The sequence below is a fragment of the Candidatus Venteria ishoeyi genome, from assembly GCF_030378065.1.
GTDB lineage: Bacteria > Pseudomonadota > Gammaproteobacteria > Beggiatoales > Beggiatoaceae > Venteria > Venteria ishoeyi.
The window spans coordinates 1-13,969 of record NZ_JAUCGJ010000076.1 but is presented as its reverse complement, the minus strand read 5'-3'; the positions used below and the strand labels follow the sequence as shown (position 1 = coordinate 13,969).

The 13,969-nt window shown below is 49.9% G+C and carries 9 protein-coding genes; all 9 read left to right on the top strand.

Going from position 1 to position 13,969, the window contains the following annotated elements:
- The first annotated feature begins 502 nt into the window (after positions 1–502).
- The 9 genes from QUF61_RS17365 (at position 503) to QUF61_RS17325 (ending at position 13,737) form a co-directional block, all read left to right on the top strand.
- Positions 503–2,014, top strand: coding sequence for an Hsp70 family protein (locus QUF61_RS17365; RefSeq protein ID WP_177428509.1), 1,512 nt, complete (start codon positions 503–505; stop codon positions 2,012–2,014).
- Positions 2,015–2,059: 45 nt separating this feature from the next.
- Entirely contained in the window at positions 2,060–2,833 is a 774-nt protein-coding gene (gene hisF / locus QUF61_RS17360) for an imidazole glycerol phosphate synthase subunit HisF (protein WP_103920863.1), read from the top strand.
- Complete coding sequence (gene alr / locus QUF61_RS17355; protein ID WP_289682835.1) at positions 2,833–3,912, top strand: alanine racemase; 1,080 nt, start codon at positions 2,833–2,835, stop codon at positions 3,910–3,912. The genes hisF and alr overlap by 1 nt, the downstream gene beginning before the upstream one ends.
- 177 nt (positions 3,913–4,089) lie before the next feature.
- Positions 4,090–6,381 (top strand): patatin-like phospholipase family protein, encoded by a 2,292-nt coding sequence (locus QUF61_RS17350; protein ID WP_289682834.1) that lies wholly within the window; start codon positions 4,090–4,092, stop codon positions 6,379–6,381.
- A gap of 204 nt (positions 6,382–6,585) precedes the next feature.
- Complete coding sequence (locus QUF61_RS17345; RefSeq protein WP_289682833.1) at positions 6,586–6,888, top strand: trypco2 family protein; 303 nt, start codon at positions 6,586–6,588, stop codon at positions 6,886–6,888.
- A gap of 369 nt (positions 6,889–7,257) precedes the next feature.
- Positions 7,258–8,733, top strand: a complete 1,476-nt coding sequence (locus tag QUF61_RS17340; protein WP_289682832.1) for a trypsin-like serine peptidase — start codon at positions 7,258–7,260, stop codon at positions 8,731–8,733.
- On the top strand, positions 8,730–9,698 hold the full coding sequence (locus tag QUF61_RS17335; protein ID WP_289682831.1) for an AAA family ATPase: 969 nt from the start codon (positions 8,730–8,732) through the stop codon (positions 9,696–9,698). Before QUF61_RS17340 ends, QUF61_RS17335 begins: the two co-directional genes overlap by 4 nt.
- 10 nt (positions 9,699–9,708) lie before the next feature.
- Positions 9,709–13,365: a formylglycine-generating enzyme family protein gene (locus QUF61_RS17330; protein ID WP_289682830.1), complete on the top strand. Its 3,657-nt coding sequence runs from the start codon at positions 9,709–9,711 to the stop codon at positions 13,363–13,365.
- 99 nt (positions 13,366–13,464) lie between these two features.
- Entirely contained in the window at positions 13,465–13,737 is a 273-nt protein-coding gene (locus QUF61_RS17325) for a hypothetical protein (protein WP_289682829.1), read from the top strand.
- Positions 13,738–13,969 lie beyond the last annotated feature (232 nt).

Genomic DNA, 13,969 nt, shown 5'->3' with positions numbered 1-13,969 from the left:
ATGATAAATTTATTTTTCTAGCGGCTGGATTATGGAACTTCAATCTGGAATGTAGAGGGTAATTCATAGGGTAAACGGGCATGGGGCGGGAGTTTTTTTAATTTAGGTTATTTGGCAACATCTCTAATATGGGTTTTAGCACTAACACCCCAAAGGGGTATTTTAATATAGCCTGGGACAACGTCCCAGGGTAGAAAATGACATGTTTACGCCCTGAAAGGGCAGGTTAAAATGATGGCAATATTTTAATTTGCCCTTTCAGGGCGTGAATGGCACGGATACAATTCCAGGGGTGTTACCCCTGGCTATATTAATGCGCCCCGTTGGGGCTAAACAACAGGGCTTGTCTGCCCTGTATCTCGGCTTTCAGGCACCAAACGCTCTAACCCACCCGTCTTTTAGTGGGTGCTTGTTTAGTTATTTTCTATTTTTTCAGAATTCATTGAAAAAATAGGAATGATGTTAAAATCTGTTATAGATAAAATTTTTATTGGAGATGAATATGCGTTTAGGTATTGATTTTGGCACGACACGCACGGTGGTTGCAGTTGCTGATCGCGGCAATTACCCAATCGTTAATTTTCACAGCGAAGAAGGGGATGCCCAGGCTTGGTATCCCTCCCTGTTGGTCGTGCAAGGCGAGCAACGTTGCTATGGTATGATCGCACAAAGTTTAGAAAATAATGATAAATGGCAATGTTTTCGCTCGTTTAAACGTATGCTGGGCAACAGTGGTTTACATACAACGGTAACGATAGACCAACAGATAATTAGTTTACATCAGCTTTTGGTTGAATACCTGCAAAGCCTGCATCATGATTTGCGGCATCATTCCACTTTGGAACTGGAACCCCAGGAAGCCTTGGAAATTTTTATTTCTGTACCGGCTAATGCCAATAGCAATCAACGCTTTCTCACCCTGGATGCGTTCCGGCAGGCGGGTTTTCATGTTTTGGGTATGATTAACGAGCCATCTGCGGCAGGTATAGAATATGCGCATCACTATGGCAAAAAAAGCCAGAAAACCCGTTATATTGCAGTTTATGATCTAGGTGGTGGCACCTTTGATGTGTCTTTAATCAGAATGCAGGATCGTCATCACCAGGTACTCAGTAGCGAAGGTATGCCGCAACTGGGGGGGGATGATTTTGATCGGATATTGTTATCACTGGTGCTGGAAAAACTGGATAAGCCCTTGAATGAAAGTCAGCAACGCCGCTTATTGCAGGAATGCCGTGAGAAAAAAGAAGGCTTACATCCCAATACCCGCAGCCTTAGTATTGATTTATCCGTTATTGGCTTAAAAAAGGAAATCCGTTTAACCACCGCAGCATTTTATGAACAATGTAAAACCTTGCTGGAAAAAACGATTACTATGGTTGAACACGCCATATCCCAGGCTGTGCAACGCCTGGAAATTGACAATACCAGCATTCACGCCATTTATGCGGTAGGGGGTTCCACCGCGCTGCCTGCCGTTGGTCGCATGTTGCGGGAAGCCTATGGTCGGCGTCTGCGGCGCTCCCTACATCCTTATGGCGCAACTGCGATTGGTTTAAGTATACGCGCAGATGCGCAGGCAGGTTATTCATTGCGCGAGCGTTTTACCCGGCATTTTGGCGTATGGCGTGAAAAAGAAGCCGGTAGTGCTGCCAGCTTTGATCCGATTTTTGAAAAAGATACCTTGTTGCCAGCGGAAAATGAACCGCCACTGGAGCATGTGCGTAGTTATTGGCCCACGCATAATATGGGATATTTTCGTTACCTGGAAGCCAGTCATCTCAATGCCAATGGTTTGCCTTGCGGCGAACTGACGCCCTGGGAGGAGGTTTTATTCCCGTTTGAACCACAACTTCAGGCCACCAAAAACCTTGCCAGTGTTGAAGTTCACAATAGTGGACAAGCTTCAGGGCAACTCATAGAAGAGCGTTACTCCTGTGATGCGCAAGGTATTTTAAGTGTCACGATTCGCAACCAAAATACAGGCTATGAGCGGACTTTTAACCTGCTATAATCCGCTGCGTCATATCAGTTACTATTCAAAAAACAGGTTAAATTTATGGGTCTTGCAAAACGTATTATTCCCTGCCTTGACGTAGACGCGGGCAGAGTCGTCAAAGGTGTGCAGTTTGTTGATATTCGGGATGCCGGTGATCCCATTGAAGTTGCGCGTCGTTATGACGAGCAGGGTGCAGATGAGATTACTTTTCTCGATATCACTGCCAGCAGCAATGAACGCGATACCATCATACATGTTGTGGAAGCCGTTGCTGAACAGGTGTTTATTCCATTGACAGTGGGTGGCGGCATTCGCAAACTGGAAGATATTCGCCGCCTGCTGAATGCTGGCGCGGATAAGGTGGCGATTAATACCGCAGCGGTATTTAACCCTGAATTTGTTGGTGAAGCCAGTGAACACTTCGGTGCGCAATGTATCGTGGTTGCCATTGATGCCAAACAAGTCAGCAGCGAAGATGAAGCGCTGCGCTGGGAAATCTTCACCCACGGCGGTCGCAAACCCACTGGCATTGATGCCATTGAATGGGGACAGAAAATGGTGCAACTGGGTGCAGGTGAGATTTTACTGACCAGCATGGACAGGGACGGCACCCGTAATGGTTTTGATTTGCCCCTGACCCGCGCCATGAGTGATGCTGTCACCGTGCCGGTGATTGCATCAGGCGGTGTGGGGAACTTGCAACATCTGGTGGAAGGCGTCACCAAAGGTGGCGCGGACGCGGTACTGGCTGCCAGTATTTTCCACTTTGGCGAATACAGCGTTGCTGACGCAAAAACCGCAATGGAAGCGCAAGGCATTGAAGTGCGCTGGTAATGCGCCCAACCCATGCCCTGATTGATTTACAGGCAATTAGTGATAATTTTCGTTGCGCGCAAGCTGCTGCACCTTTATCAAAAAACTTTGCCGTCATCAAAGCCGATGCTTATGGGCATGGTTTACTGCCAGTTGCCCAGACGCTTGCCAGCGCAGGCGCAAACGGCTTTGCCGTAGCCTGCCTGGAAGAAGCGCTGGTTTTACGGGAAGCCGGGATTCAGTTACCGATTTTGTTGCTGGAAGGTTTTTTTGAAGCTGCGGAATTGCCGATAATCGCCCAACAGCAATTACAAATTGTGCTGCACAGCCCCTGGCAAGTAGCACAATTACTGGACAGCCAACTCCCCACGCCCATTGCAGTCTGGTTAAAACTGGACACCGGCATGGGTCGCCTGGGTTTTCGCCCGGAACAATTCAAACAAGCCTGGCAACAACTGCAAACCGCGCCCACGCGGGCCAGACCCATCCGCTTAATGACACACCTGGCCTGCGCTGATGAGCGCAATAACCCAATGACACAACGCCAGGTCACGACATTCCAGCAGCAGATTCAACATATATCCTGTGAAACCTCTATTGCCAATTCTGCGGGTATTCTGGGTTGGCCTGAGAGCCACGCGCATTGGAATCGTCCCGGCATTATGCTCTATGGCGCAGCACCGTTTAATGATGACCTGCCCGCAGTACAGGGTTTAACCGCCGCCATGTCTTTAAGCTCCAGGATTATCAGCATTAAACAATGTCAGGCCGGGGATACTTTAGGTTATGGTGCAACCTGGGCCTGTCCGCAAACCATGCCGGTTGCCGCCGTCAGCATCGGTTATGGGGACGGCTATCCACGCCATGCACCGCCAGCTACGCCGGTTTGGCTGAATAAGCAGCGCGTCAAACTGGTCGGACGAGTATCAATGGATATGATCACGCTGGATTTACGGGACTGCCCCGATGCCCAAGTGGGCGATAAAGTCGAATTATGGGGGCAACATATTCCGGTAGATGAAATTGCAAGGCTTTCCGGCACCATTGGCTATGAATTATTAACCGGGGTGACAAAACGTGTGCCTCGATATTATCAATAACTTAGGAGTGAGGATGAAATAAATGCAGAAACTGGGCGCAGGATTTTTATTCATTTTCAAGGCGTGAAAACAGGCGCATAGCAAGCTATGTAACTGTTTTCGGAACGCAGAAAATGGAGCAAAAGACCAGCCAGGTTGCTGAAGTTATAAAATTCTCGCTCCTTAGCATGTTAATCTATGAAATATCATATACTTAAAAATATTATACTCTCTGTTGTTTATAGTTTTTTTTGCCTGTTCGCTCTGCATTTACAAGCCGAAAACCAAACAGCCTCACGCCCCGGCATTGGTCTGGTCTTATCCGGCGGCGGCGCTTTGGGATTTACCCATATTGGCGCATTGCAGGCGCTGGAAGCCTTGCATGTCCCTGTTGATTATGTCACCGGTACCAGCATGGGTAGCATTGTTGGTGGATTGTATGCCGCTAAAGTCGATGTGCCAGCACTTGAAAAAGCCGTGATGGAAATCAACTGGGACAAGGTGTTTGATGACAGTGCCGAGCGCCAGTTGTTATCTTTTCGTGAAAAGCAGCGCCAATTAAATTTTGCCCAGTTTGAAGTCGGTTTTTCCAAAAAGGGGTTTTCCACGCCCGCTGCGATTGTCGGTGGACAAAATCTGATTATCCAATTGGAACGCTTGACGGGCGGCCTACAACTGGATGATTTTAACGCCTTACCAATTCCATTTAAGGCGGTTGCCGTTGATTTAAAATCCGCCAAACAATATATTCTGGAAAAAGGCAATCTGGCAATGGCGATGCGCGCCTCAATGGCAGTGCCTTCAGTGTTTGCACCCATCGCCATGAACGGCGCTCTGCTGGTTGACGGCGGCCTGCTCAATAATATGCCGGTGCAACTGGTCAAGGACATGGGCGCGGATTTGGTCATTGCCATTAATGTCTCCAGCAAACCTTCAGATATTGACGCTTCAGCCTCTTTGCTGAAACTGGCACAGCAATCCACCGAAGTGGTATTGATTCAAAATATGCTGGTTTCCATGAAAAAGGCCGATATTGTTATTGCACCGGATTTAGAAGGACACACTTCGCTGGATTTTGATGCCAAACATGCACAGGACATGATAAAACGCGGTTATCAGGCAGTGATGGACAAGGCGGTTTTATTCAAAGGCATGGCTTTATCCCCAGCCGCCTATGCCCGGCATAAACAACAACAAAAACAACGCATCATTTCTCAGGAAAAAGTCATCAACCCGCAATTTATCCGCTTTCAGGGCATCACGCGCGGCAACGAAAACTTATTATATGAGCGTAGCAAAGACTTATTACAGCGCACACTCAATCGGGGTGAGATTGAAAATAAAATCAAACAACTGAACCAGATTAACGAATTTGAACGCATTACTTACGATACGCTGGAAAATGAACAGGGTGAAACCGGCTTATTGTTTGATGTTCGAGAAAAAAGCTGGGGGCCAAATTACCTGCGTTTTGGTGCCAGCGTCAGTTCAGCGTTTGATGACCGCACCCTGTTTAATCTGGTATTGCGCCATGAGCGTTTAAGCTTAAATGCCTTAGGCGGCGAATGGATTAATGAGTTAAGTTTTGGCCGGGGTTATCAGATTTCCACCAAACTCTATCAACCGCTGGACTATCAGGATCGTTTTTTTGTTGAACCCACACTGGCTTTTGGTCGCAATTTTCAGGATGTGATTATCAATCAACAAGCATTGGAGTATCGGGGGCCTACGGTTGCAGGTGGTTTAAAATCGGGTATTAATTTCAGTAACTGGGGGCGTTTAAGCACAGGCGCTTTTTATCAGGCATCAAATTTGAAACAGCCTGAAAACAGCGTTGTACTACCGGAATATTATCGCATCAAAAGCACTGAAGCGGGTCTGCGCCTGTTATTTGAATACGACACACTGGATCAACGCCTGTTTTCAAGGCACGGTTTATTAATGAACCTGATGGGGGAAGTCAGTTCTTTTGATTTCAAACTCCCTGGCGAGCGCCATGAAAAACTCAAAAATAACCGCTTATTCACCCTGTATGCGCGTTATGTCACGCCACTGGCAAAAGCCCACACCTTAATCACTGATATCAATCTCGGCACTTCTTCCGACACCTTATTATCCATGGGACACTACCGCCTGCTGACGGGCTATGCAGAAAATGATTTGCGTGTCAGCGGCGCAGATGTTGCCTTACTGCGCATGGGCGATATGTACCGCCCACAGTGGCTGCAAAATGCCCTGAGTAACTCTGGGCTGGAAATCATGTTCCACGGCGGTAAAATATGGGACAACCCCATACGTGAACAGCAAAAAAACCTGTATTACGGTGGCAGCATTGCGCTGTTGTGGGATACCCCGATGGGCATTTTACGCATGGGCAGCGGTTATAGCAACGGCGGCGAACTGCAATATTTCCTCAGTTTCGGGCATATTATTGAATACCGCGCACGCAGCTTGCGGCGGGTGTTTAGTGGGCAGGCGAACCCGCAGTGACGTTACACAAAAACTTTTTGTTTTGTACTTTAAGGAGTGAGAATTTTATAACTTCAGCAACCTGGCTGGTCTTTTTCTCCATTTTCTACGTTGTGAAAACAGTTACATAGCTTGCTATGCGCCTGTTTTCACGCCTTGAAAATGAATAAAAATCCTACGCCCAGTTTCTGTATTTATTTCATCCTCACTCCTAAAGGAAATAATATGAAAAATAAACTGCAACTTTCCGATATGCTGCGCGCGCTGCGCAGTGAACTTCAGCAATCGCAAATCCAGGCAAAAGATGAAGACCTGAAGTTTTTACTGGAAGATATCGAGGTGGAAGTTCAATTCACTACCAGCACCAAAGAAACGGGCGGTGCTGGCGTAAAATTCTGGGTGGTGAACGCTGAAGCTGGTGCTGAAACCACCTCGCAAACGGTGCATAAGGTCAAATTGAAAATGAAGCCGGAATCTGCGGATGGTGGTGACGTGAAAATTTCCAGCAAAACTAAAAAACCTAACTAAACAACCACCCGCTAAAAGACGGGTAGGTTAGAGCATTTGGCGGCTGAAAGCCGAGATACAGGGCGGACAATCCCTGTTGTTTAGCCCCAACGGGGCGCATTAATATAGCCAGGGGTAACACCCCTGGAATTGTATCCGTGTCATTCACGCCCTGAAAGGGCAAATTAAAATATTGCAATCATTTTAACCTGCCCTTTCAGGGCGTAAACATATCATTCTCTACCTTGGGGCGTTGCCCCAAGCTATATTAAAATACCCCTTTGGGGTGTTAGTGCTAAAACCCATATTTTAAGTTTTACCGTTAAACATCAGAGATAAATCTGTTCGCCTGAAAGGCGAAAGTTTTAACCTTGTGCATGGAAAATAAAGATGAATTATAAAAATCTTCTGGTAGAGATTTTTGTTGATGTCGGTGGCGAGGGCTATATCGCCACTGCTTATCCGGTGGCTTTCAATCGCGTTATCACCGTTCATCACGCGCTTTATCCCGATGGCAAACAACCCGTAAGCATTGAACTGCGCTGGCATCATCAAAAAGGCAAAACACGGGATTGGCAAGCCCTGGAACTTGCAGACTGTATTGTTTGGGAGAATAAGGAACTTGATGTTGCCTTGCTGCGTTGTGAGTTTCCGGTCAAAGGCAGCGCGCGTTTATCCCATAAAAAACCTGCCGGAAACGAACACTGGCAAAGTGAAGGCTTTCCCGCAGCCGGAGAGCGCGATGACAATCTTCGGGAAGCGGTGGGTTTGCAAGGCAAAACCTATCAGGCCGCAGAAACGCAAGACTGGTTTGAACTTGGCGTTGATAACCCGGTAAAACAAGCAAAGCTCTGGGAAGGCGCATCCGGCAGCCCGGTATTCGTAGATAATGAAATCATTGGTATTATTACATCCTTTCAGAAACCGTTTGGCGGTAATCGGTTTAAAGCCACGCCAGCCTGGAAACTGCTGGATATTCCGGAATTTCGCCAAAAACTTTGTGAAGAAATTGATGAAGACCAGGAGCGTGAACAAAGATGGCAATGGGCGCTGGAAGAAATCACCACCTTATTGGAAGAACAAGGTGCGAACTCCCCGCTTTTAAAGCAGCTAAGGGATCGCCTGGATTTTGATATTGAACTGGATACCGAGCCACAACACATTAGCGAACGACTGCTGGATGACTGCGCCTTGTCGGAACGTCTTGATTTACTCAATGAACTGCGGGTTCGTTTTCAAAAACAAAAAGATGATAGTGGCGTGGCCTGTATTCGCTCACTGCTGAATATTCTGTTGCCCGCGCTATTCGGTCATCGCCTGATTGCATTATTGCGCAACCAGAAAGACAGCCTGACTCATTTAGCTTTTACTGCGGAGATTGCCACGGAAACCGCAGCGGAAATCATCATGGCGGGCGGGGATGACAGAGCCGTAAAATTTGAGATGCTGGAACAAGAAAACGAACTGCCGCGCGGAAAATTTAACCATGATAATGAACTGCCACCGGAAGGCGGCTTTCGTAACAAAACCAAGGACAGTTATATCCGGGATTTTCAGGCGCATATAATAAAAACTTTTGCGCCGGGAAGAATCAGCGACAGCGCGGCATTACGTATCAGGCAACTGGCTACCCGCAGTTACGGAAAACAAACCCAATACTGCACCTACAAAATACCCGATAAAGAAGCGGACAAAAAACACTTCACCGAACTGATTGCAGAAATCCAGACCAAATATCCGTATCTGGTCTTTATCAATCTCGATACTGATGAAGCGCGGTATTTAGAAGAAATCGACAACATGTACAAAGTCTCAGACATGCAGGAACTCAAACCACCTTCCAAAAATACGGAAAATGCCTCATGAACTTTTTAGAAACGCTGGAAATTAAAAATGGCAGCGAAATCACCCTGCAATCACACGGCGAGTTGGAGCGTGTTCATGTATTCGATACACTTTCCATCCGGGCTGTTGATGCCGCGCTGGCAGCGAAGCGACCGTTGCTGATTCGCGGTGAACCGGGCATTGGCAAAAGCCAGTTGGCACGCGCTGTGGCTAAGGTATTAAAACGGGTATTCGTGCAACACGTCATTGATGCTCATTGTGAATCCCAGGATCTGATGTGGCGTTTTGATGCCGTGCAGCGTTTGGCTGATGCACAATTAGGGCAGGCTGCGGACCTCGGTGCTGACGCGCTGGAACAAAAACTGCGCCTTAAAAACTACCTGCATCCCGGCCCGTTGTGGTGGGCGTTCGACTGGAACACTGCTTTGAAACAAGCAAAATTACGCAACATTCCCGCGCCCATGCAGGAAGAAGACAGCAATCCCGACAACGGCTGCGTATTACTGATTGATGAAATCGACAAAGCTGAAATGGACGTGCCTAACGGCCTGCTTGAAGCCTTGGGCGAAGGTTGTTTCACCCCCGACGGCTGGGGCAAACCTATTTGCGCATCCGGCATAACCCCTTTGGTGATCATCACCACCAATGAAGAACGCGCCCTGCCTCCGGCATTTTTGCGGCGTTGTCTGGTGCTATATCTGGAGTTGGTGAAAGATGGCGAAGATCTGGTAGAACACCTGATTAAACGTGGACGCGCGCATTTCAAAGATATGGATGAAAAGGTGCTGCGGGAAGCCGCCGAACAATTACAAACTGATCGCAAACAAGCCAATGATCGGCAATTAAAACCCTTGCCCGGACAAGCCGAATATCTGGATTTGTTACGCGCGCTGAATTATATTGCGCCGGGGGATGCTGACAAACAACGAACAAAATTAAAAGAAATAGCCCCTTTTGTAGTGCAAAAGCACAGCGGCAGCGAATAGAGCAAGATTTATGGACAAGGGCAAACCTGAGCAACACCCCGGCATGGGAAAATCCCTCTGCGGACGCGCTGAATTACTCCTCGCCCTGGCTGATGGCGCACCTGCGGATTTGCTGCCGGAAATGGCAAACCTGCTGGGGTTTACGGCGCTTACAGCGAAGCCGCAAGCGGACATCGATGCGACTGCTCACAGCCAGGGTAAAACCCAGCTTACAAAAAACCGGGAAACCACCGAAGAGCCGGAAAAAACGCTCGCCATCCCTTTCTGGCGGGTAACGGCCTGCCAATACCACCCTATCAGCCTGCTGGAAGAAGAGGAAACAAGCACTGCTCACACGATACCAGCACCACCGGAATATTACCCGGAAGAACGCGCCGCGCCGCCCACTACCACGCCACTTAGCGCCTGGAGTGTATTGCTGCCGTATTTACGGCGCGCTGCCATGCACGCCGTACCCAGTTCCCGTCCCGACATCAAAGCCACCGTGCGCCGCCTCAGCCGTGGTGAACTACTCCCCACACTGCCGCGCAAGCCACACCGTGCCTGGGGAATGCAGGCACATGTCATTCTTGACCGCAGTCGCCGTCTGATTCCCTACTGGCAAGACCAACTTGATATACTGACCCGGATTCAACAACTGTTTCCCGTGGATAGCGTGACCAGCGCCTTGTATTGGGACGGCATGGATGCGCCGGTTTTTGATGATGAACAATTACAAAGCTACCGCCTGCCTGATCCCGGTGCCTTGGTGCTGGTCTTGGGAGACCTGGGTTTTTTTAGCACCGATAAGCGCACCCGGCAAGTATGGCGAAGTCTGGGTGAACGCCTGCAAGAACGCGGCTGCCGCCCGCTGGCACTGTTGCCCGCTGGTAAACAAATGTCCGATCCGGTGTGGCAAACACTCGCCTGGGAGTGCCATACACCACCGCGTCTCACGGCTTTTGCCAAAGCTTTTCCCAACAAAAAGCCGGTGGAACAATTGCTCACCCTGCTGGCTCCCGCCATTCGCATCGAACCCGGCCTGTTACGTGACGTGCGCCGGTTATTGGGCGTTGATGCTGCCGTTGAAGCATTTTTCTGGCAACATCCTGATTTAACCGGGATTTCCAGCATTGCCGCTACCTTGGAGCAGACCCGTGTTAAAGTCCTCCGCGCCCGCTTTGACAGTCTGGATGATAAATGCCGAGAAATCCTGCTTGAACGTGTATGCGCATGGCGGGACGGACTCCCGGCAGAAATCTGGATTGAAGAATGTTATGCCTCCTCGCCCCATACCCGCAAACTGTTGGAAAAACACCCTGACTTAAACAAATACATTCGCCGGGCCAAACAGTTCTACGCCTATCTGGGAGAGACCCTCAGCACTGAGTCAGCAGATGCGGATGCCCGCGCCTGGGTACGCCGCATGGAGCCGCGTATTGCCATCCGTACCGAGCAACCCGAAGCATTGCAACGGGATTTAGATCGCTTGCACCATATCGCTCATGCTGATGAAACCAAAGGTACGGTTCCACCTGGCTACGATCCCGCTCACATCCCCAGCCGGTCTCCACTGCGCACCTGGCAGCTATACCACCAGAACGAATCCTTGCTGCTGCTGGAAGCACCGCATCCTGGAGCAGTTGAGAAACAACGCGGCGCAAGCTGGTTAGGCCAACTGCAAAGCCGTAATGGTCAAATCAGCCTGGACGATGAACCGCTGTTCTGGCAAGAGGTAGCGCCGCCTTGGGCAAGTGCCTGGGGAAAAGACGAATATGGTTTATGGGTGGAGTTTGTGCTTAAAACTCCTTCCCCCTCAATGGGGGAGGGCCGGGGAGAGGGTGAAGTCAAACAACGCCTGCGTTGGATACCTGCCGGTTCTTTTCTGATGGGTTCGTCGGAGTCGGAACCGGAGCGCTGGGATAGCGAAGGCCCACAACACCAAGTCACTTTAACGGAAGGTTTTTGGTTGTTCGATAGCGCGGTGACACAAGCACTGTGGGAAGCGGTGATGGGTGATAACCCAAGCAAATTCAAAGGCCCGGACAGACCGATGGAAAATGTAAGCTGGGATGATACCAAGGACTTTATCGGCAAATTAAACGGCATCCTGCCCGGTCTGGAATTGACGCTACCCAGCGAAGCCCAATGGGAATACGCTTGCCGCGCGGGGACGCAAACACCGTTTTATTTTGGCGATAACATTACCCCGGAGCAAGTGAATTATGACGGCAATAATCCCTATACCGATGGTGAAAAAGGAGTTTGGCGGGAGGAAACCGTGCCAGTCAAATCCTTGCCACCCAACGCCTGGGGCTTGTATGAAATGCATGGCAATGTCTGGGAATGGTGTCAGGATTACTGGGGAGGCTATTCCAAGGATGCTCAGCTTAACTCTACGGGGCCTGTTGGCGGTGACTCGCGTGTTCGCCGCGGCGGCTCCTGGCTCGGCTACGCGCGTCTCGTGCGCGCCGCGTGCCGTCGCTACGGGACGCCAGTCTACCGCTACGGCGACCAGGGTTTGCGTTGTGCCCGAGTTCAGGTCGGGGCCAGGCCGGTAGCAGCGGAGCCGGTTGCGAGCGTGGAGTCCGGCCCGAAGGAAAGCCGGACTCAGCGCTCGGAACAAGGCGTAGCGGCGTTGTTGCGCTGGCGGGAGGGCGCTGCCGACCGCTTGGCTTTGCCGAGTACGCCGGATTTCATCTTGCGCAGCGATACAGGTCAATTGGAAGTAAGCAACCTGTACAAACCCGACTGGGCAAAAAATACAGGTCGCGACCGTTACGGCCTGTGGGCGGAATTTGTTTTGGAGGCCCCGCCTTTTCACAAAGGCAGTGAACCTCAGAAAGTGCGCCAGCGCTTGCGCTGGATTCCGCCGGGGCGCTTTTTGATGGGCTCGCTGGAATCGGAGCCGGAGCGCTGGAAAGAAGGAGAGAGTCCGCAGCATGAGGTGACTTTGACGCAAGGTTTCTGGTTGTTCGACACGGCAGTGACGCAAGCACTGTGGGAAGCGGTGATGGGAGAAAATCCAAGCCACTTCCAAGGCACGGATAGGCCGGTAGAAAACGTAAGATGGAACGAAACTAAAGCATTTATCGATAAATTAAACAGCATCCTGCCCGGCCTGGAATTGACACTACCCAGCGAAGCACAGTGGGAATATGCTTGCCGCGCAGGGACGCAAACGCCGTTTTATTTTGGTGATAACATTACCCCGGAGCAAGTGAATTATGACGGCAATAATCCCTATACCGATGGTGAAAAAGGAGTTTGGCGGGAGGAAACCGTGCCGGTCAAATCCTTGCCACCCAACGCCTGGGGCTTGTATGAAATACATGGCAATGTCTGGGAATGGTGTCAGGATTACTGGGGAGGCTATTCCAAGGATGCTCAGCTTAACCCTACGGGGCCTGTTGGCGGTGACTCGCGTGTTATCCGCGGCGGCTCCTGGAACGACGACGCGCGTGGCGTGCGCGCCGCGTACCGTTACGGCGGGTCGCCAGGCTACCGCGCCGGCTACCAGGGTTTCCGTTGTGCCCGAGTTCAGGGTGAGCCAGGTCAGGCAGGTAAACAGGTTTATCTGGTTAAACAGGATTCCCCGTTATCGAGCAAGGAAGCGGAAGCGACCGGCGAGGAAACAGGAGGTTTGCTTCAACGGGTGAGCCAATTTTTTAAACGTAAAACTTCATAAAATTCAAATTTTGAAAAAACCGTTGGAATTGTATTATGCTATCTAAATTAAAACTTCCGACTCTCGCGGCGGACGCTTGCGATTTTTGGAGAAAAAAATATGAAACTTGCCTTTTTCACAATTCCCGTACAATCCCCGCAAGCGGCCTCGGAGCAACTCAACCGCTTTCTGGAAAGCCATGTCATCCTGAACATAGAACGCCAATTTATTCAGGACGGCCAAAACAGCTTGTGGGCTGTATGCGTCAGCTATCAAAATAGTGCCGAGGTGGCGACCAGCGTGGGCGGCAAAGCGAACAAAGTAGATTACAAGGAAATCCTGAGCGAAGAAGATTTTGCTATCTATGCCCGCTTATGCTTTGTTCAACACTAAACAACCACCCACTAAAAGACGGGTGGGTTGGAGCGTTTGGCGGCTGAAAGCCGAGATACAGGACGGACAAGCCCTGTTGTTTAGCCCCAACGGGGCGCATTAATAAACACCCCTGGAATTGTATCCGTGTCATTCTCTACCCTGGGGCGCTGCCCCACTACCATTAACTTAAGAAAATATTCAGCCAGCCCCAAAGGGGTATAACATACCAGCCCAGGGCAACGCCCTGGGT